The following is a 20140-nucleotide window of genomic DNA, read 5'->3' on the forward strand; positions in this document are numbered from 1 at the left end:
GTTGTATCGACGGCGGCCAGGCGCGCTGTTGTCAGCAGCGCCAGGTATGTGCCTGGCCTGCGATCTGCAATCGCTGTTATGATTCGTGTTATTTCAGGCAGGCATGTCAATATATGCAAATAATATAAGTGACTGCCACAAGTGACTGCCAGAAGTGCCTGCCAAAACCACTCGCTGCCGGCAAGCGCTGCCAGACAATAGCCTGCGCGCATGCGAATAAACATGGACGCGCTTATTAACTTATTAATACACGCAGACGCGTTTAACGGGCCCTCGGCTGTGGTGACCCGCTAGTCTGTAGAAAACCCGACGATTTGCTGCGCCGCGCCTGCAGACCTGGTCAGCGAGCGGCCAATATCAGCTGGGCACCTTTTTCCGCAATCAGCATGGCTGGCGCGTTTGTATTTCCCGACGTAATGGTGGGCATGACCGACGCATCGATCACACGCAGCTTGTTAACCCCGTGCACACACAAATTGGCGTCGACTACGGCCATCTCATCGGCGCCCATCTTGCAGGTGCCCACCGGATGAAAGATGGTTGTGCCGATATCGCTGGCCGCCCGTATAAGGTCATCATCAGTCTTGGCCAGCGGACCTGGCCGGAACTCCTGAGGCGTATATTTTTCAAGTGCAGCCTGATCGGCGATACGCCGTGTCAGCCGGATGCTCTCCAGGGCAACCTGAACATCTTCGTCGGTGCTCAGATAATTGCACAGAATATCAGGCCGGTCTTCAAGCGAAGGAGAAACAATGGCCACCGTACCGCGGCTGGTTGGCCGAATGTTGCATACAGAGGCAGTAAAGGCAGGAAACGGATGCAAGCCGTCGCCGAATTTTTCCAGTGATAGCGGCTGTACATGGTATTCCACATTGGCGCGTTGTTGCCTTGGAGAGGACCGCGCGAAAATACCCAGCTGTGACGGCGCCATCGTCAACGGGCCCTTTTTCATAAAGGCGTATTGCAGGCCCATGTAGGCTTTGGCCAACGGTGATTGCATCATGGTGTTGAGCGTGCGCACCTTGTTTACCTTGTATATCATGCGCAACTGCAGATGGTCCTGCAGATTGCGACCCACCCCAGGTAAATGGTGAACCAGCGGGATGCCCAGCGATTTCATGAGATCGCCCGCGCCAACCCCCGAGCGCTGAAGAATTTGCACCGAGCCGATGGCACCGGCACTCAGAATGACTTCACAACGCGCATTAGCGTGGAAAAAGTGATCGTTATGGCGAAAGCGCAAGCCTGGGCCGTCCGGTCTGCGAAATTGACCCGGTCTATCATTGCATTTGTGATAACGGTAAGGTTGCTGCGCTCCTTGATCGGTCGCAGGAATGCAGTGGACGCGCTGAAACGCACGCCTTTTTTCTGGGTAACTTGAAAATACGAAGAGCCTTCATTGTCGCCACAATTGAAGTCTTCAATTTGGGGAATGCCTGCCTGCTCGGCGGCACGCCGAAAGGCATCCAGGATGTCCCAGCGCAAACGCTGCTGCTCAACGCGCAGCTCACCACGGCCACCATGGAACGCTGTATCGCCCGCGTAATGATGTTCGAACTTCTTAAACAGCGGTAGCACATCATCCCAGCCCCAGCCTGCGTTGCCGGCATCGCGCCAGCCATCGTAATCCTCTTTCTGCCCGCGCATATAGATCATGCCATTGATGGCGGAACTGCCACCGAGCACACGACCTCGCGGATAGGCAATACTGCGGCCGTTGAGCCCGGCGTCGGGTGCGTGGTAAAACACCAGTCGGTATTGGGGTTACCGATGCAATAAAGGTACCCTACTGGGATATGCAACCAGCGCCATTTATCGTCACCGCCGGCCTCCAGCAACAAGACCCTGCAGGACGGGTCTGCAGACAAGCGGTTGGCCAGCAGGCAGCCCGCCGAACCGGCCCCCGCAATGATGTAATCAAAATCGCCATATAGCGTCGTTGTTTCTGGCATGCTTCCACTCTGCTTATTATTATTTGTTATACGGATAGGTCCGTATCCTGATCATTATTGAAAATATTCAGCGTTATGACAACGCGTACTTCTACCTATGAAAGGTATAAGCTGTAAGCACACGCGACGGATGTATCCAAATCAAACCTGATTGCGGATATCGTTACGCACGAACGCATTGATGTTATCCACCAACTGGTCCGCCAGCGACTGAATCGCCTGACGGCTGGCCCAGGCTACATGCGGCGTCAGGATAAAGTCCGGTCGGTTCATCAGGCGCATGAATGGATGCGTATCGGGCATGGGTTCCTGGGTCACCACATCAAAACCCGCACCACCTATACTGTTGTTTTCCAGGGCCTCGGCCAGTGCGGCTTCGTCCACCAGTCCACCCCTGGCCGTGTTGATCAAAAGAGCGGTCGGCTTCATTTGCGCCAATTCTGCCGCACCAATCATATGGCGGGTTGCCGGGGTCAGCGGCAGATGCAGCGTGAGGATATCAGCCTGTGCGATCACCTCTTCAAAGGGGGTATGCGTTTCCTTTACTTCGGTCTCTCCCTTGCGAGCGGCAAACAGCACCTTCATGCCCAATGCCTGAGCGCGCCTGGCCACCGCGCTGCCGAGCGCACCTGAACCGAATATACCAATCGTGCTGTCGGCCAGATCACTGACCGGATAATCAAAATAGCAAAACTGCCCGCTTTGCGCCCAGCGTCCCTGTCCGACCGAGCGATGGTAGGGAAGCAAACTGCGACGCAGTGCAAAAATCAAAGCCAGTGTATGCTCGGGCACCGTATTGACTGCATAATTGCGAATATTGGTCACAACAATACCCTTGTCGCGGCATGCCTCAATATCAACGATATTGGTCCCGGTTGCCGCCACGGCAACCAATTTGAGCTCGCCCGCCTGCGCCACGTCTTGCGCCGACACCGGCACCTTGTTGGTAATCACGATTTGCGCGTTCCGAATCCGCTGGGCAACGTCGGCCGGCGCTGTCTGGTCGTAGGCGATCACTTCGTGCTCGAACTCAAATGCCTTGAGGGCGATAAAGTCAGGCAACGTAGCCCGATCAAGAAAGACAATGCGAGCAGAAGAAGACATGAGTTTTCCTGTGAAAGTCAAAACAAGACTATACCATTGCCTGCCATTGACTAAAATAGAGGTTTTAGTGAACACATTGTTTGTAAACTGACATGCCCTCTTCTGTCACGCCGCCTCCTGTCGCGCCTGCTGCGTACCTATCGCTTCGTCAGGCAGCACTGGATGCCCTGGCCGAGTCCGATCCGTGCAAAAAAATCACCGCTGTTGACAAGTTGGTATCCACCCTGCCCGCATGCGCCGATCTGATCCTGCAACCCACGCGGCCGCTGCCGGGTCGACCGCAACGGCCGCAACTGGTGGACCCGCGTGAAGTATCGATACGTTCAACGCAGACGCAACAGGGAAAAGCGGCGCTCATGCACTCCATCGCCCATATCGAATTCAATGCCATCAATCTGGCACTGGATATCATCTGGCGTTTTCCGGGCATGCCCGATGATTTTTACTACGATTGGCTGCAGGTCGCACGGGAAGAGGCCTATCACTTTTCACTCGTACGCGGGCATCTGGCAGCCTCAGGGCTATCAGTATGGCGACTTTGCCGCCCATAATGGCTTATGGGATATGCGGAAAAAACCGCCGATGATATCCTGGCCAGGCTGGCACTCGTGCCGCGCACCCTGGAGGCGCGCGGCCTGGATGTATCTCCGGCAATCCAGAACAAGTTGCGGGCAGTCAACGACAAGCGCGGCGTTGAGATTCTGGATATTATCCTGCGCGACGAAATCGGCCATGTCAAAACCGGCAATCGCTGGTACCTGTACTGCTGCGAGCAACAGAACCAGGATCCGGTGGCCGCTTATGCGACGCTGATCGATACCTATCGCGTCGGCAAGCCTCGCGGGCCGTTCAATGTCCAGGCCAGAATGGCGGCCGGGTTCACCCAGGCCGATATTGACTGGCTGAATTCCTTATAATTGCACTATTGGTCTTCACAGGCCGGCCTGATCCGGGCCCCGGCAATAGAACCAATGCCTTTTCATATTCACGGAAAAATTATGGACGTTCTGGTACTTGGGGCCGGCATCATCGGGCTGACAACTGCTTACTATCTCAACCGGGACGGGTACAACGTCACTGTGATTGAGAGAAACAACGATGTTGCGCTGGAGACCAGTTTTGCCAACGGGGCGCAACTGTCATACAGTTACGTTGCGCCACTGGCCGGCCCGGGCGTCATGAGCCACGTGCCCAAATGGCTGCTGGACCGCAACTCACCCCTGCGTTTTCGTCCCAGCCTGGATCCTGCCACCCTGTGCTGGAACGTGCGTTTTGTCAAAGCCTGCAATGCGGCTCAAAGTAACCAGACGACGCGTGAGCTACTCGCCTTGTCGTTTCTCAGCCGTGACCTATATCACGAAATGATGCAACAGGAGGCTATCTCCTTTGACCATAAACGGGCGGGCAAACTGGTGTGCATCGCAGTCGCGATTCCTTCGATCATGCCGTCGAACAACTGGACTTTCAGCGTTCATTGGGTTGCGAGCAACGCGCCCTGTCGGTCGAAGAATGTATCTCGCTGGAGCCGGCCCTGCAACGCATGCGGGATCACCTGAGCGGCGGCATCTTTACCGAAAGCGAAGAAAGTGCAGACTGCTTTCAGCTTGCCGTTGCCCTGAAAAATATTTTACAGCAGCGCGGCGTCACATTCCGATTCAATACCACTGTCCGCCAGCTAGCGGCCGACAGCAATCGCAAAGTGAGCGTGCAGACAACGGCCGGCGAACACCTGACCCCGGATCATATTGTGGTGGCACTGGCATGCGAGAGCACAGCGCTGCTCAAACCGCTGGGCATTGCGGTGCCGGTCAGCCCGCTCAAAGGGTACAGCCTGACCGTGCCGATTGAGCGCGCCGCCGACGCGCCGATGGTCAGCATTACCGATTATGAACGCAAGGTCGTCTACGCTAGGCTGGGAGAGCGCCTGCGCATCGCCGGCATGGCCGACATGGTGGGCTTAAACCGCCGCATCGATACCTCGCGTATTGAAGCGCTCAAGCAGGAAGCCCGCAATCTGTTTCCCGATGCGGGCAATTATGACCTGGCCACGCTCTGGACCGGGCTGCGTCCGGCCACGCCAAAAGGCAAACCCATTATTGACGGCACCCGCTATGGTAACCTGTGGCTCAATATCGGCCAGGGCGCTCTGGGCTTTACCCTGGCGCCGGGGTCTGCAAGCGTCATCAGCCATTTGCTGCGCGGCCAGGCGCTGCCATTCGGCAAAAACGTATTTACGCTGGCCGATGCGTAAGCGCCAGGCACAGACGGCATAAGGCCGGTTTGGCCATGGCGGCCTTCGTGCTCGCCTGGTCCGGCCGACACGCCAAGGCCCTGGCATGTGACCGCTGGCAAGCCGGTGACGATTACAATCAGGCAAAGGGCCAATCTATGACGCATAGCTGTATTTTGTACCCGAAACGCAATGAAGCATCCATGCGCCCAATTCCTCTGGCCCTGCCTTGTTTTTATGCGAATATACCTTATCTAACATTCGCTTATCTAACGCTTTTCTAACGCCTATACAACGTTTACTGACCCAGATTTACTGCCTCATTAACCCGCGTCCGTTATGCGATTTAGCAATGTCAATCCCTAACTGTCGTTTAGTGCCTACCGAGACCCGCTGCCATGCTCCAGAAAATCCTCCTGCCCATTATCGTCTTTATCATTGTCCTGATCGGCCTGACCTTCGGCGAAGGCGTGTTCACCGCGCTGGCGGTGTGGCTGCATGACATCACCGGCCTGGTCATCTATAACTTCTCCGATCTGTATTACACCGTCTCCGAATATGTCTCCCGACATCCCGTCAAAATACTGGTCGCCCTGGTGGTGACGGCGATCGTGTGCATCTGGATATATAAGAATAAGGATGAAGAACTGACCCGCCAGGCAAGCTCCCGTAAAATAGCCATTTTTCTGGCGATTTTCCTGGGCTGGCTGGGTGCGCACCGTTTTTACAACGGCCAGATCGGCATGGGGCTGCTGTATCTGATCATCAGTTTCATCTGGTTGCCACTCACAGTATTTCTGAGCCTGATCGATGCGGTAAGATATATTTTCATGAATGACGAAGAATACCGTCTGCGCATTCAATCGTCATAATCACCACCCGGCAGGGTCGCAGGCGGCCCGACACCTCTGCCGGCGCCAACGACGCAAGGAGCGCACGTGAATCTGAACGACCTGACCATTGCCACGGACAATCTTGATCAGCCGCGGCTGCTGAACCATTGGCAATGGCTGCTGCCCGCCCAGGTCGAAATCCTGCTGGTTACCAAAACGGCAGACTGCTTTTTGCTTGAACCAGAAACAGGTCATATTCTGTTTCTGGACACCAACGACGGTGAACTGGAGCACATTGCCTCCGACTTCGATGAGTTTCGCACCGTGCTTGCCGACCCCGAATTCATTACCGATTATTTTTCGCTACTGCTGATGGCACCGTTGCTGGAAACCCCGCTACCAGACAATGCCATTTTTGCGCTCGCTACACCACCTGTCCTGGGTGGCTCGTTCGAAACCGATGAACTCACGGCGGTTGATATTTACCAATATTTCGACGAAATGGGTGCGCTCTGGCAAAAGCTGAGCCAGATCGAGCTTCCAGACGACACGGCTGATGACCCTGATTCACCCGCGGATGCGGATATCGGCAGCAAAAAACCGGAATAGTAATTAACGCCACCCTCCCCGCAGCGCATGAAGCAGGACACAGAGATGAGCAATCCCCTTCCGATACAGGCTTGCACGCTAAAGCATTTTCCGGCAGAACTCGGCACAACGGCGCCCGACGCCTTTGACGCAGCCCGGCTTAACGTTTATGACAACGCCTTTGCATTCCCTTTGGCGGTGCTGAACCAGGCGGCGCTGGAACATAATTTGCAGTGGATGCAGCGTTTTGCCCACGACAAGGGTGTCAGCCTTTCGCCGCATGGCAAAACCACCATGTCGCCAGAACTGTTTGACCGCCAGCTTGCGGCCGGTGCCTGGGGCCTCACCTTCGCCACCGTGTTTCAGGCCCGGACAGGCATCCAGCCGGCGCCAAACGCATCATTATTGCCAATCAGGTTATTTGTGATGCAGACCTGTGCCAATTACAGTCACTCCTGCAAACGCATTCCGACCTGCGCATCTGGTTTCTGGTCGACTCAATCGAACAGGTCAGGTATATCGAAACCTGGGCAGGGCGTTACAGTATAGACAACCCGCAGCAACACATACGTTTTGACTGCCTGCTGGAAATTGGTATTGCAGGCCAGCGGACTGGCTGCCGCGAATTTGAGCAAGCACTGACGCTGGCCCGTTGCATCCATCAATCGCCCGTACTTGCGTTGGGCGGCATTGAATGCTATGAAGGGAACCTGGCCACAGATACAGAAAAAGACAAGCCGGCCGTTGATACACTGATGAGCCGTTGTGAAGCTGTCGCGCGCGCCTGCGACCAACAGCAGCTGTTCGATACCGACGAAATTATTCTTTCGGCCGGCGGCTCGGCCATTTTCGATCTGGTCGTCCCCGGCCTGAAAATCAGTCTGGAACGGCCCGTACGAGGCGTACTGCGCTCCGGATGCTATATCACCCATGATCATGGTGTTTACCAGCGCCATCTGGCCAAAGTGCAGGAGCGCGAACACCTGCAGGAAAGCCTGCAAGCAGCGCTTGAGGTATGGACCATGGTGCAATCGGTGCCGGAACCCGGGCTGGCCCTGCTTACCTGCGGCAAACGCGATATCTCCTATGACCTGACGACTGCCAATTTGTCACAGGGTACGCGCGCGTAGGTGAACGGGTTCGCAGTGCGCCAGGCGCAACCTGGCAGATCACGGGCCTCAATGACCAGCACGCCTATTTACATTTTGACGCTGCCGGCCCTGCTCCGGTTGTGGGTGACAGGATTATTCTGGGTATCTCTCATCCCTGCACCACATTCGATAAGTGGAAATGGATGCCTGTTATTGACGACAACGGCCAGGCGCGGTCCTACATTACCACGCGCTTCTGAATCCTGCTCGCTGGCTTATATTGCGTCTTGTTGCGGCTATGTAGAAAATAGCTGCCTGCTGCCGTCCATTCATATCTGCGCAAGCAATTATCCTGCCGGACTGTGGCTATGCGTAGCAACCGACAGGCTGCCACGCGCGATGCATTCCATGTGAAAGGTGGCTATCAGAATAGAATATTCCACCTGCGATCAGACCAGACCAGCAGTGCAGACACAATCGTACTGGCAAACATCACCATGACAAACAGTGGCGTGCCCTGCTCCATCCAGCCTGTATTTAGCAAAATATTGATAAAGAATACGTGCGTCAGATAAATGGCTGTAGAAAGCTTGGAGAGAAAGTCTGTATTCAATCTTGCTGAGCGGCTGTGAAAGAAAAGGAACAGCAGCGGACACAGCAACAGCAAAGAAAGGTACATATCCACACCGGCTTTGGCAGGATGCAGAAAATAGTGCACGGAGCTTTCCGCTACCAGCAGCATGACTGACGCGAATATGGCGCACAGCAATTGCGGATCACGCCGAGGCAGTTTATGCAGGCGGTGTTTGGCGATCAGGTACCCGATGGCGAACAGGGGAAAGCCAAAGAAAAGAAAGTTGCGGAAAATCCAGCCGGAATTCAACAGGTACCCCGGCACCCCTTCTTCGATCGGCGCATAATTGCCAAGTGCCTGCAACACATAACCCACAACGAACAACGCTACGGCAGAGCTAAGAATGTACTTATCACTGCGCCTGCGCAATACATACAATACCGCCCCAGCGCCAAGGGTACCCACCAGGTACCATAAATGATGATAACCAAATACCAGCTTCTCTAGCAGGCCAATCTGATCACGGGCCAGCTCCCAGTGTACCGGCCAATAGAACGGCAAATACAGCAACATCCAGATGCCGTATAACACCGCCAGACGCCTGGCCCAATCGCTAAAGGAACGATTTCGGGCGACCAGAGGATAGAAATAAAAGCCATTGATGATAAAAAAAGTCGGCACAGCAATGCGAAGCAGACCGTTTACAAAGATGTAATTAAGATACTCTGCGGTCTCGGTAAACAACGATGCGTGCAAGGCGACCACCATCATTGCCAATGCTATCTTCAGCCCATCTGTTCCCGCGTTACGCTGCATGTATCATCCTTTGTTTAATCATATATTGTAACGATCCGAGGCGCCCAAGGCATGAAGGATGCCTACCAATTGCTGTCGAATGTAACGATAACCGCATGCAATGGTATTTGCAGGCGCTTGTGTTAAGCGAGGGGATTTATTTGGAGGGAAGGCCGAATAGACGAGTGCAATATAGAGAGAGACAAGGCAACGCGAAGCAACGATAAGGCGTCGTACCAGCGCATCAACAGCGTACTTATGATGTGTGTATGAATATGTCTGTAGTCTATATATTATGGGCGTTTATATAAAAACCGGTGACCACAAAGCACAAACGCCCCGCAATGAATAATTGCGGGCGTTTGAAGGAATAAAAAGCCTGACGATGACCTACTTTCACAGATGTCCATCCACTATCATCGGCGCAAAGGCGTTTCACTGTCCTGTTCGGGAAGGGAAGGAGTGGGTCCACCTTGCTATGGTCGTCAAGCGTAAGCTGGTATGGCTTAGCGCTAGCTGGTTGCTATGCGTTAGCAATTTGGAAGAAGCACAAGCTATTATGTATTCGGCGGGGCAGATGAGTCAATCTTGCGTTGGTGATTGATTTTGCTGCAATTTACTTCAGTTTTTTGAACGACACTCAAACACTATGCTCAGCGCAGTCGTAGAACCATGACTTAACATGTCTACTTATAACCTGCAGAGTTATAGGATCAAGCCGCACGGGCAATTAGTATCAGTTAGCTAAACGCATTACTACGCTTACACACCTGACCTATCAACGTCCTGGTCTCGAACGACCCTTCAGGGGGGTCTAGCCCCCGGGATACCTTATCTTCAGACGAGTTTCCCGCTTAGATGCCTTCAGCGGTTATCTCTTCCATACATAGCTACTCGGCAATGCCATTGGCATGACAACCGATACACCAGAGGTATGTCCACTCCGGTCCTCTCGTACTAGGAGCAGGCTCCGTCAAGTATCCAACGCCCACGGCAGATAGGGACCAAACTGTCTCACGACGTTTTAAACCCAGCTCACGTACCTCTTTAAATGGCGAACAGCCATACCCTTGGGACCGGCTACAGCCCCAGGATGAGATGAGCCGACATCGAGGTGCCAAACACCGCCGTCGATATGAACTCTTGGGCGGTATCAGCCTGTTATCCCCAGAGTACCTTTTATCCGTTGAGCGATGGCCCTTCCATTCAGAACCACCGGATCACTATGTCCTGCTTTCGCACCTGTTCGACTTGTCAGTCTCACAGTCAAGCACGCTTATGCCATTGCACTATCAGCACGATTTCCGACCGTACCTAGCGTACCTTCGAACTCCTCCGTTACACTTTGGGAGGAGACCGCCCCAGTCAAACTGCCCACCATACACTGTCCCCAACCCGGATAACGGGCCTAGGTTAGAACCGCAAACAAACCAGGGTGGTATTTCAAGGATGGCTCCCTACGATCTGGCGACCGTAATTCAACGCCTCCCACCTATCCTACACAGGCCGGTTCACAATTCAATGTAAAGCTACAGTAAAGGTTCATGGGGTCTTTCCGTCTAGCCGCGGGGAGATTGCATCATCACAAACACTTCAACTTCGCTGAGTCTCAGGAGGAGACAGTGTGGCCATCGTTACGCCATTCGTGCAGGTCGGAACTTACCCGACAAGGAATTTCGCTACCTTAGGACCGTTATAGTTACGGCCGCCGTTTACTGGGGCTTCGATCAAGAGCTTGCACCCCATCACTTAACCTTCCAGCACCGGGCAGGCGTCACACCCTATACGTCCACTTTCGTGTTAGCAGAGTGCTGTGTTTTTAATAAACAGTCGCAGCCACCGATTCTCTGCGGCCCATTCGCGCTTTAACACGCTACTAGGGCATACCTTCTCCCGAAGTTACGGTATTAATTTGCCGAGTTCCTTCTCCTGAGTTCTCTCAAGCGCCTTGGAATATTCATCCCGTCCACCTGTGTCGGTTTGCGGTACGGTCATTGTTAAACTGAAGCTTAGAGGCTTTTCCTGGGACCACTTCCTATGACTTCACGAATAAATTCGCTTCGCACCAATACCTTGAATTACGCGGCCGGATTTACCTAACCACCTTCTCAGTACCAGTCACGGGTACAACCAATCACCCGCTCACATTCCGCAATCCGTCCCCCCATCGCATTTAACAATGGTGTTGGAATATTAACCAACTTCCCATCAGCTACGCATCTCTGCCTCGCCTTAGGGGCCGACTCACCCTGCGCCGATGAACGTTGCGCAGGAAACCTTGGACTTACGGCGAGGGAGCTTTTCACTCCCTTTATCGCTACTCATGTCAGCATTCGCACTTCTGATACCTCCAGCAACCGTCTCCAGCTGCCTTCACAGGCTTACAGAACGCTCTCCTACCGCTCGTGATAAATCACGAACCCGCAGCTTCGGTATATTGCTTAGCCCCGTTACATCTTCCGCGCAGGACGACTCGATCAGTGAGCTATTACGCTTTCTTTAAAGGGTGGCTGCTTCTAAGCCAACCTCCTGACTGTCTATGCCTTCCCACTTCGTTTCCCACTTAGCAATATTTAGGGACCTTAGCTGGCGGTCTGGGTTGTTTCCCTCTTGAGTCTGGACGTTAGCACCCAGTGCTCTGTCTCCCGCGCTGTACTTGCCGGTATTCGGAGTTTGCCATAGTTTGGTAAGTCGCCATGACCCCCTAGCTATAACAGTGCTCTACCCCCGGCAGTAATACGCGAGGCACTACCTAAATAGTTTTCGGAGAGAACCAGCTATTTCCAGATTTGTTTAGCCTTTCACCCCTATCCACAGCTCATCCCCTAATTTTTCAACATTAGTGGGTTCGGTCCTCCAGCACGTGTTACCGTGCCTTCAACCTGGCCATGGATAGATCATCTGGTTTCGGGTCTACACCCAGCGACTAATTCGCCCTATTCGGACTCGCTTTCGCTACGCCTTCCCTATTCGGTTAAGCTTGCCACTGAATGTAAGTCGCTGACCCATTATACAAAAGGTACGCAGTCACCCCACAAGGAGGCTCCTACTGTTTGTATGCACACGGTTTCAGGATCTATTTCACTCCCCTTCCGGGGTTCTTTTCGCCTTTCCCTCACGGTACTGGTTCACTATCGGTCGATCACGAGTATTTAGCCTTGGAGGATGGTCCCCCCATATTCAGACAGGATTTCACGTGTCCCGCCCTACTTATTCGACGCCTAGTACCACAGCAAAGATTTCGTCTACAGGGCTATCACCTGCTACGGCCGGGCTTTCCATCCCGTTCAACTACCAATGCTGCTATCTCGTCAAGGCTGTTCCGATTTCGCTCGCCACTACTTTCGGAATCTCGGTTGATTTCTTTTCCTCGAGTTACTTAGATGTTTCAGTTCACTCGGTTCGCTTCACTGTACCTATGTATTCAGTACAGGATACTGTCAAAGACAGTGGGTTCCCCCATTCGGATATCTACGGATCAATGCTTATTTGCTAGCTCCCCGTAGCTTTTCGCAAGCTATAACGTCCTTCATCGCCTGTGATCGCCAAGGCATCCACCATGTGCACTTAGTCACTTGATCCTATAACACTAAAGGCTATAGGAATTTACTGCTTCGTCTATACAGTGCCTTTTGAATTCACTGCATAAACATGCTGAGTTTTTGCGTTTGTGTGCCGTTCATCAATGTCATTCCTCACTCTCAAATCCACTCACACCCAGCAACCCAGAATAAATCCTGAATCACAAGACAAAAGCGCATTCGATCATGAAGCTTGAGTTAATAGAACTTCATAAAATAATGCAATCACAACCCAATTTTTCATCGTTTACTTACCCGACCCTGGTGGATCGCATAAGTACCCTTTGAATACTTTAGTTGTGCTTCTTCCAAATTGTTAAAGAACATATACAGCCAATAATGCTTTACTTCACCACCCTCATTCGGGTAAACCCAAATTCGAGAGGATCAGTATTTTAGCACCTTCTTTCTAAAAAAGAAAGCACTTAAATTCTGTGTGTTCGTCAATAAGAACGTGTTTTATGTACTTGGCGCGCCACCGGGCAATCATGCTTTCACAATCGATGTGCCACAATCATTATTGGTGGAGGATGACGGGATCGAACCGACGACCCCCTGCTTGCAAAGCAGGTGCTCTCCCAGCTGAGCTAATCCCCCAACAAACCTGTTTGGTGGGTCAAGTTGGAATCGAACCAACGACCCCCGCCTTATCAAGACGGTGCTCTAACCGACTGAGCTACTGACCCAACTTCACATCAGTCAGCAACCGCTCGTGATCTGTCGGCGCCATCAGCGCTCATCAACCACTCGCAAAGCCAACCCCAGCGAAACCTGATTGTTCATCCATATACAAAGCCGCTCGCATTAAACCATCATTGATAATCAATAACAATTCATACAAACCCAACTTCGTACACAGACCGCTGTACTCGTTCTTATTAACAACCGATAAGCGTGGACGCTTTCGCTTCGTGCGCTTCGCTCTTAAAGGAGGTGATCCAGCCGCACCTTCCGATACGGCTACCTTGTTACGACTTCACCCCAGTCATGAATCCTACCGTGGTAATCGCCCCCCTTGCGGTTAGGCTAACTACTTCTGGTAAAACCCACTCCCATGGTGTGACGGGCGGTGTGTACAAGACCCGGGAACGTATTCACCGCGACATGCTGATCCGCGATTACTAGCGATTCCGACTTCATGCAGGCGAGTTGCAGCCTGCAATCCGGACTACGATCGGGTTTATGAGATTAGCTCCACCTTGCGGTTTGGCAACCCTCTGTCCCGACCATTGTATGACGTGTGAAGCCCTACCCATAAGGGCCATGAGGACTTGACGTCATCCCCACCTTCCTCCGGTTTGTCACCGGCAGTCTCATTAGAGTGCTCAACTAAATGTAGCAACTAATGACAAGGGTTGCGCTCGTTGCGGGACTTAACCCAACATCTCACGACACGAGCTGACGACAGCCATGCAGCACCTGTGTTCCGGTTCTCTTGCGAGCACTCCTAAATCTCTTCAGGATTCCAGACATGTCAAGGGTAGGTAAGGTTTTTCGCGTTGCATCGAATTAATCCACATCATCCACCGCTTGTGCGGGTCCCCGTCAATTCCTTTGAGTTTTAATCTTGCGACCGTACTCCCCAGGCGTCAACTTCACGCGTTAGCTGCGCTACTAAGCCCCGAAGGGCCCAACAGCTAGTTGACATCGTTTAGGGCGTGGACTACCAGGGTATCTAATCCTGTTTGCTCCCCACGCTTTCGTGCATGAGCGTCAGTATTATCCCAGGGGGCTGCCTTCGCCATCGGTGTTCCTCCACATATCTACGCATTTCACTGCTACACGTGGAATTCCACCCCCCTCTGACATACTCTAGTTCGGTAGTTAAAAATGCAGTTCCAAGGTTGAGCCCTGGGATTTCACATCTTTCTTTCCGAACCGCCTGCGCACGCTTTACGCCCAGTAATTCCGATTAACGCTTGCACCCTACGTATTACCGCGGCTGCTGGCACGTAGTTAGCCGGTGCTTATTCTTCAGGTACCGTCATCAGTTCCGGGTATTATCCGAAACCTTTTCTTCCCTGACAAAAGTGCTTTACAACCCGAAGGCCTTCATCGCACACGCGGGATGGCTGGATCAGGGTTTCCCCCATTGTCCAAAATTCCCCACTGCTGCCTCCCGTAGGAGTCTGGGCCGTGTCTCAGTCCCAGTGTGCTGGTCGTCCTCTCAAACCAGCTACGGATCGTCGCCTTGGTAGGCCTTTACCCCACCAACTAGCTAATCCGATATCGGCCGCTCCAATAGTGAGAGGTCCTAAGATCCCCCCCTTTCCCCCGTAGGGCGTATGCGGTATTAGCCACGCTTTCGCGTAGTTATCCCCCGCTACTGGGCACGTTCCGATACATTACTCACCCGTTCGCCACTCGCCGGCAAAAGTAGCAAGCTACTTTCCCGCTGCCGTTCGACTTGCATGTGTAAGGCATCCCGCTAGCGTTCAATCTGAGCCAGGATCAAACTCTTCAGTTTAATCTCTGTTTAATTGCCATTTAACTGTTTAAATAGGTAAATGGTCGCTGCTTCACTCAAAAGAAATAACGTTTATAGTGATATAAACCTTACTTCTGTATTTCAAGTGAGCGCCTAAAATATATATTGTTAGCATCACAATCTAGCCAGGTACCCCCGGTTAGACCATGTTGCGCACTCATTCCAAGCGCCCACACTTATCGGCTGTTAGTTGTTAAAGAACATTTCTTCTTAGCTCCCACTGGAGTAAGCGGTGACATTGCGCTGTCACATTCGGCGTTCATACTAATTATAGTAAGAATCACATACTGCTAAATTCTGTACCGCTCAGCAAGTTATTACTAACTCACCGCTTCACTTCTTTTCTCTTGCTGCCGTCACACTGTTGTGTGTCATCAGCAGAGAAACGAGATTATGAAGCATCTGGTTTTTGTTGTCAAGGCTTTTTTGCAACAGCTCGAAAATTTCTTTTCTCACTCACTTCAAAAAATCCCTTCAAACTCACTACAAAACCACTTCACTTCTCAGTAGCGTAGCCCGCTATTATGAACCACTTAGAAACAAAAAGCAAGAACTATTTTTACTTTCTACTTCTTCATGATCGGCTTTTCGTTTCCTTATCGACCATCGCCTGAGCAACCGCCAAAAACAAAAAACCACTCATAACTGCTCGCCACACCTTCTGCGATTTCCCCACCCAAACATACCGAAGTACATTCACAACGCTTTGATTTACCTAAAGAATTTGCCGCTCATGCGGTACCCTTCTTGAGGTGTCCTGCGTTGTTTGTTAAGCAGGAAAGATCGAAACTATAGCAAGCCATTTGACCCTTGGCAAGCCTAATTCTCAAAATACTTCACCCAGTCAGCCGTTTTAAGATCCGTAATTACCCTAAGCGCATGATTTGATTCAGTTTCACCTTTTTACGACATTTTTAATAATTTTTAAGCCCGCTCGCATCATGTGTGGTTTTTGCAGCAAAAAGGCAACAACAGGCAAAATGGACAACCGCAAATACTGCTAATAAATAGCGCCTGGCTCTCCTTTCCCTGGTCTTGGTACTGCCTTTTGCTATCGCATGGCACCCTCGCGCTGTACTTACCTACAATTGACCGCCATTTTTTACGCTTTCAGTAAACATATTGAAAAACTACCGAGATATCCGAGTATCACCGGCAAGCGAACCCGCTGTTTAAATGGGCTCCCCATGCAGGTCCCTCTGTGCGTTCTACTTCCCGGCTCCCTGGCCAGGAGTATTTTATTTATTCTTATTTTCTCGCCCGGCTTTGTTTTCCAGGGCCCGCTGCACCGCGGCTTCGATCACTGCCGGAATTACGCCACCATGATTGGCTCGGGCCACCAGCATAAATTGACTTTCAACACCCTGCTCGCGTAACCAGTCGTCCAATTGGCGCGCGGTCACCTGCTTATTGTTATTACGCTTTTGGATCCGGGCCAGCCGCTCTGGGGTGATATTGGGATCGGCCCTGGGATTTTCCTCATATTCGCCCTGCAAAATCGTGACAGACAACCCGTCCTTATCGTTATAGGCAAATGCATCCTTATCTATAACATCCTTATCTATAACACCCCTATCTATAGCAGCAGTATCTATAGCAGCAGAGTCACGAACAAACATACTACCCGTTCTCCGTTGAGCTGCGAGTGCCTGCGCATTGTTCACAATGCTGCCATTGCCCCACCATAAGGACGGACTGCCTATAACATAGTGTCAAATGCGTCCGGGTGATTAAGTAATACATAGAGAGCAAACAGGCCGCCGAAAGAGTGACCTGAAAGAATCTGATGCTCCGGATCGGTCGCATACTGCTTCTCTATATAGGGGATGACCTGGCTGCTGACAAAGTCGTAGAAGTTCGCTGCTCCACCCCCGGCAACAAATGCCTCTCCGGGTGCGGCGTAGGTGTAGTCACGAGTACGCGCCGCAAGTGGATATGCCTTTGCCTCGGGATATCCCAAGCCGACTATAACGGGCAAACTTGCGGACAACTGCGCGTTACCTGACATGGCAGTCCATTTTTCATCAATGGCATTGATTGCAAGCGGAAATTGGGCATTGCCATCGAGCACATAAAGCGCCGCAGGCATTCGCTTGTCAGCGGGTGCTGAGCGTGGGGTGGCAACAAACACACGGTATTGGTGGGTCTGCCAGATCATGTCCTGATGCCTGATGTAATAAAGCTTGCCGGCAGTTGGCACGATTTGCGTAATTTCTTGCACCGGCTGGGCCCAACCCGTTTGCCCGCCAATGGCGCCAAGCAGAACGACGCAGGCACAACGGACCTGACACACCCTCGTTCGCAGGAAAAAACTGTCCGATAAACGTCGCTTCAGTTTCTTCAATATCATGTTGTTATCTTAATCGCTCTATATTTATCACTCTATAACAAATGACAGTAGCACCCGATAGCTGTCTGCCCTGTCTGCCCGGATGATCTGTCCGAACGCACGACCCATACGGTGCCTACACGAAGCCGGATTTGTCACTGGCTATTGATCAGCCGTTCGCATCTCTGCCCTGTCCGACGCGCCGGCACCAGATATAAGTATTAACGCGCCTTGATCAGCGACAGAAATTCCCGGCGCAAATCCGAGTCATTCAGAAAGGACCCGCGCATGACACTATTGATCATGCGCGATTCCATATCCCTGACGCCGCGCCATTGCATGCAAAAGTGGTCGGCATCCATGACTACCGCCAGGCCGTCCGGGTTTACTTTTTTCATCAGCAAATCTGCCACATGCTTGACGGCCTCTTCCTGGATTTGCGGGCGTTCCATCAGCCAGGCAACCAGTCTTGCATATTTTGACAGGCCTATGAGATTGGAGTGCTCGTTGGGCATGATGCCAATCCAGACCTTGCCCATGATGGGGCACAAATGATGAGAGCAGGCGCTGCGCACCTGAATCGGCCCGACAATCATCAGCTCATTGAGTTTTTCGATGTTGGGGAACTCGGTCACTTGCGGTGCTTCGGTATAACGGCCGACGAAGACTTCACGCAAATACATCTTTGCCACCCGCTTGGCGGTTTCATTGGTGTTGTGATCGCTCTCGGTGTCGATGACCAGGCTGGAGAGTACCGCCTGCATTTTTTCCTGTACTTCCTGTTGCAGCAGCTCAAGCTCGCCGGGTTCGATAAAGCGGGCGATATTGTCATTGGCATGAAAGCGGGCGCCGGCCTGGCGAATACGCTGGCGGATCCGTGTGGAAATATAACCCCTGTCATCCGGATGCGTCGCCTGCTCCGATTGTTGTTCGTTGTCCTTTTTTATGTTGCTATCACTCACGACACTTGTCCTTGTCTGAAATATGAACCTGATCCAATGCATTATGATACTGTTTATCGTCAAGCCCTGTATGCTGGCCGTCGCTTTGTGCAGACATCTCATGCTAAGCTGACAGCACCAACCTTGAAACTGTAGCAGACGAAAATAATATGAGCGGACACATTCTGATCAACGTAACACCGTTTGAAACCCGCGTTGCCCTGATAGAACATGGCGTGGTCCAGGAGATTCATCTTGAGCGCACGCGACAGCGGGGAAAAGTCGGCAATATTTATCTGGGTCGGGTCGTACGGGTGTTGCCCGGCATGCAAAGCGCCTTCGTTGACATCGGGCTGGAACGTGCAGCATTCATCCATATTGCAGACCTGCGCGAAAACCGTGCCGTACGCAATACCGGCATTCCTTATACACAAATTGAAAAGCTGCTGTTTGAGGGGCAAACGCTACTGGTGCAGGTGATCAAAGACCCACTTGGCAACAAGGGGGCACGGCTGTCGAACCAGATCAGCATCGCCGGTCGCATGCTGGTGTATTTACCCTACGACAATCATATCGGCATTTCCCAGAAAATTGAATCTGAAGAAGAACGCAACAGCCTGAAAGAGCGGGTCACGGCCCACATGCCCGCCAATGAGAAAGGCGGCTACATTATTCGTACCCAGGCTGAAGGCGCAAGCGACGATGAAATCGCCCGCGACCAGGAATACCTGGCCCGCCGCTGGTCCATGATACAGGCCGCAGTCATGACGCAGGCAGCGCCGTCCCTGCTTTATGAAGACCTGACGCTGGCGCAGCGAGTCTTGCGGGATATGGTCAGCCCCGAAACAGAATCCATCGAGATTGACTCTCGTGTCACCGTGCAAACCCTGCAGACCTGGGCCGATATTTACACCCCAGGCATCTCCAACAAAATCAACCACTATCACGGCGAGCGGCCTCTGTTTGACACGGCCAATGTAGACGAAGAGATCAAGTCTGCCCTCTCGCGACGGGTAGACCTGAAATCGGGCGGCTACCTGATTATTGATCAGACCGAAGCATTGACCAGCATTGATGTGAACACGGGCGGCTTTGTCGGTGGACGCAGCTTTCACGACACCATATTCAAGACTAATCTGGAGGCAGCGCACGCCATTGCGCGCCAGCTGCGCATTCGCAATCTGGGCGGCATCATCATTATCGACTTTATCGATATGGACAATAAAGACCACCAGGATGCGGTGCTGGCCGAATTGCAAAAAGCCTCAGTCGTGACCGCACGAAAACCACAACCAACGGCTTTTCCCCGCTCGGGCTGGTAGAGATGACGCGCAAACGCACCCGCGACTCGCTATCTCACCAACTGTGCGAGCCCTGCCCCACCTGTGACGCTCGTGGTCAGATCCAGACGCCACAGACCATGTGTTACAACATTTTGCGTGAAATTTTACGGGAAGCCAGACAATTTAACCCCCGGGAATTCCGGCTGATTGCCTCCCAAGGGGTCATTGATTTGTTTCTGGAAGAAGAAAGCCAGTATCTGGCTACGCTGGGCGATTTTATCGGCAAACCGGTTACCCTTGAAGTGGACAACCGGTATTCCCAGGAGATGTACGATATCGTCCTGATCTGAT

At 52.4% G+C, this 20140-nt stretch carries 12 protein-coding genes, 2 tRNA genes, 3 rRNA genes and 3 pseudogenes; 9 read left to right on the forward strand and 11 right to left on the reverse strand.

Annotation, left to right across the window (positions count from 1 at the left end; translation table 11 throughout):
- Positions 1 to 340: 340 nt before the first annotated feature.
- Positions 341 to 1952 (reverse strand): annotated as a pseudogene (locus tag TKWG_RS26000) (GMC family oxidoreductase).
- A 141-nt stretch (positions 1953 to 2093) separates the two neighbouring features.
- Complete coding sequence (locus TKWG_RS12400) at positions 2094 to 3056, reverse strand: D-2-hydroxyacid dehydrogenase (protein WP_014751166.1); 963 nt, start codon at positions 3054 to 3056, stop codon at positions 2094 to 2096.
- Positions 3057 to 3148: 92 nt separating this feature from the next.
- Between TKWG_RS12400 and TKWG_RS12405 the strand changes: the two are divergent.
- The 8 genes and pseudogenes from TKWG_RS12405 (at position 3149) to TKWG_RS25010 (ending at position 8058) form a co-directional block, all read left to right on the forward strand.
- Positions 3149 to 3973, forward strand: a pseudogene (locus tag TKWG_RS12405) (ferritin-like domain-containing protein).
- A gap of 81 nt (positions 3974 to 4054) precedes the next feature.
- Positions 4055 to 4612 (forward strand): FAD-dependent oxidoreductase, encoded by a 558-nt coding sequence (locus tag TKWG_RS26585; RefSeq protein ID WP_322786539.1) that lies wholly within the window; start codon positions 4055 to 4057, stop codon positions 4610 to 4612.
- Positions 4531 to 5307, forward strand: coding sequence for an FAD-dependent oxidoreductase (locus TKWG_RS26590; protein ID WP_322786632.1), 777 nt, complete (start codon positions 4531 to 4533; stop codon positions 5305 to 5307). The genes TKWG_RS26585 and TKWG_RS26590 overlap by 82 nt, the downstream gene beginning before the upstream one ends.
- A 377-nt stretch (positions 5308 to 5684) precedes the next feature.
- Entirely contained in the window at positions 5685 to 6158 is a 474-nt protein-coding gene (locus TKWG_RS12420) for a TM2 domain-containing protein (RefSeq protein ID WP_014751170.1), read from the forward strand.
- Positions 6159 to 6224: 66 nt separating this feature from the next.
- A complete protein-coding gene (locus TKWG_RS21620) occupies positions 6225 to 6728 on the forward strand; it encodes a T6SS immunity protein Tdi1 domain-containing protein (protein WP_014751171.1) in 504 nt (167 codons plus the stop codon).
- A 45-nt stretch (positions 6729 to 6773) separates the two neighbouring features.
- Entirely contained in the window at positions 6774 to 7256 is a 483-nt protein-coding gene (locus TKWG_RS25000) for a hypothetical protein (RefSeq protein WP_050981610.1), read from the forward strand.
- A 131-nt stretch (positions 7257 to 7387) separates the two neighbouring features.
- Positions 7388 to 7837, forward strand: coding sequence for a type III PLP-dependent enzyme domain-containing protein (locus TKWG_RS25005; protein ID WP_050981611.1), 450 nt, complete (start codon positions 7388 to 7390; stop codon positions 7835 to 7837).
- A 38-nt stretch (positions 7838 to 7875) separates the two neighbouring features.
- Positions 7876 to 8058, forward strand: coding sequence for a hypothetical protein (locus TKWG_RS25010; protein WP_238534420.1), 183 nt, complete (start codon positions 7876 to 7878; stop codon positions 8056 to 8058).
- Positions 8059 to 8222: 164 nt separating this feature from the next.
- On the opposite strand, the gene TKWG_RS12435 is transcribed toward TKWG_RS25010, so the two are convergent.
- The 9 genes from TKWG_RS12435 to folE all read right to left on the reverse strand — a co-directional run bounded on the left by TKWG_RS12435 (position 8223) and on the right by folE (position 18512).
- The gene (locus tag TKWG_RS12435; RefSeq protein WP_014751172.1) at positions 8223 to 9188 is read right to left on the reverse strand and encodes an acyltransferase family protein; all 966 of its coding nucleotides are present in this window, start codon (positions 9186 to 9188) and stop codon (positions 8223 to 8225) included.
- A gap of 356 nt (positions 9189 to 9544) precedes the next feature.
- Positions 9545 to 9657: ribosomal RNA gene (gene rrf, locus TKWG_RS12440) — 5S ribosomal RNA — on the reverse strand.
- A 219-nt stretch (positions 9658 to 9876) separates the two neighbouring features.
- Positions 9877 to 12748 (reverse strand): 23S ribosomal RNA (locus TKWG_RS12445).
- A 521-nt stretch (positions 12749 to 13269) separates the two neighbouring features.
- Positions 13270 to 13345, reverse strand: a tRNA-Ala gene (locus TKWG_RS12450).
- A 12-nt stretch (positions 13346 to 13357) separates the two neighbouring features.
- Positions 13358 to 13434: transfer RNA gene (locus tag TKWG_RS12455), tRNA-Ile, on the reverse strand.
- Positions 13435 to 13674: 240 nt separating this feature from the next.
- Positions 13675 to 15215 (reverse strand): 16S ribosomal RNA (locus TKWG_RS12460).
- The 16S, 23S and 5S rRNA genes sit together here with 2 tRNA genes alongside, the layout of an rRNA operon.
- Positions 15216 to 16474: 1259 nt before the next feature.
- Positions 16475 to 16855 carry a hypothetical protein gene (locus tag TKWG_RS21635; protein ID WP_014751173.1) on the reverse strand — a complete coding sequence of 127 codons (381 nt, stop codon included), beginning with the start codon at positions 16853 to 16855 and terminating at the stop codon, positions 16475 to 16477.
- Positions 16856 to 16935: 80 nt separating this feature from the next.
- The gene (locus TKWG_RS12465) at positions 16936 to 17394 is read right to left on the reverse strand and encodes an alpha/beta hydrolase (protein ID WP_171815162.1); all 459 of its coding nucleotides are present in this window, start codon (positions 17392 to 17394) and stop codon (positions 16936 to 16938) included.
- Positions 17395 to 17786: 392 nt separating this feature from the next.
- The gene (gene folE / locus TKWG_RS12470) at positions 17787 to 18512 is read right to left on the reverse strand and encodes a GTP cyclohydrolase I (RefSeq protein WP_050981723.1); all 726 of its coding nucleotides are present in this window, start codon (positions 18510 to 18512) and stop codon (positions 17787 to 17789) included.
- 164 nt (positions 18513 to 18676) lie between these two features.
- On the opposite strand from folE, the pseudogene rng reads away from it, so the two are divergent.
- Positions 18677 to 20139: pseudogene (gene rng / locus TKWG_RS12475) on the forward strand (ribonuclease G).
- Position 20140: the final 1 nt, after the last annotated feature.

This window comes from Advenella kashmirensis WT001, from assembly GCF_000219915.2.
In the GTDB taxonomy this organism is placed as follows: domain Bacteria; phylum Pseudomonadota; class Gammaproteobacteria; order Burkholderiales; family Burkholderiaceae_B; genus Advenella; species Advenella kashmirensis.

What these genes read in the sequence shown, in the direction of transcription:
- TKWG_RS12420 (WP_014751170.1), top strand. Translation starts at nt 5,685, where the DNA reads ATGCTCCAGAAAATCCTCCTGCCCATTATCGTCTTTATCATTGTCCTG.
- TKWG_RS26585 (WP_322786539.1), top strand. Translation starts at nt 4,055, where the DNA reads ATGGACGTTCTGGTACTTGGGGCCGGCATCATCGGGCTGACAACTGCT.
- TKWG_RS25000 (WP_050981610.1), top strand. Translation starts at nt 6,774, where the DNA reads ATGAGCAATCCCCTTCCGATACAGGCTTGCACGCTAAAGCATTTTCCG.
- TKWG_RS12465 (WP_171815162.1), bottom strand. Translation starts at nt 17,394, where the DNA reads ATGATCTGGCAGACCCACCAATACCGTGTGTTTGTTGCCACCCCACGC.
- TKWG_RS12400 (WP_014751166.1), bottom strand. Translation starts at nt 3,056, where the DNA reads ATGTCTTCTTCTGCTCGCATTGTCTTTCTTGATCGGGCTACGTTGCCT.
- TKWG_RS12435 (WP_014751172.1), bottom strand. Translation starts at nt 9,188, where the DNA reads ATGCAGCGTAACGCGGGAACAGATGGGCTGAAGATAGCATTGGCAATG.
- TKWG_RS21635 (WP_014751173.1), bottom strand. Translation starts at nt 16,855, where the DNA reads ATGTTTGTTCGTGACTCTGCTGCTATAGATACTGCTGCTATAGATAGG.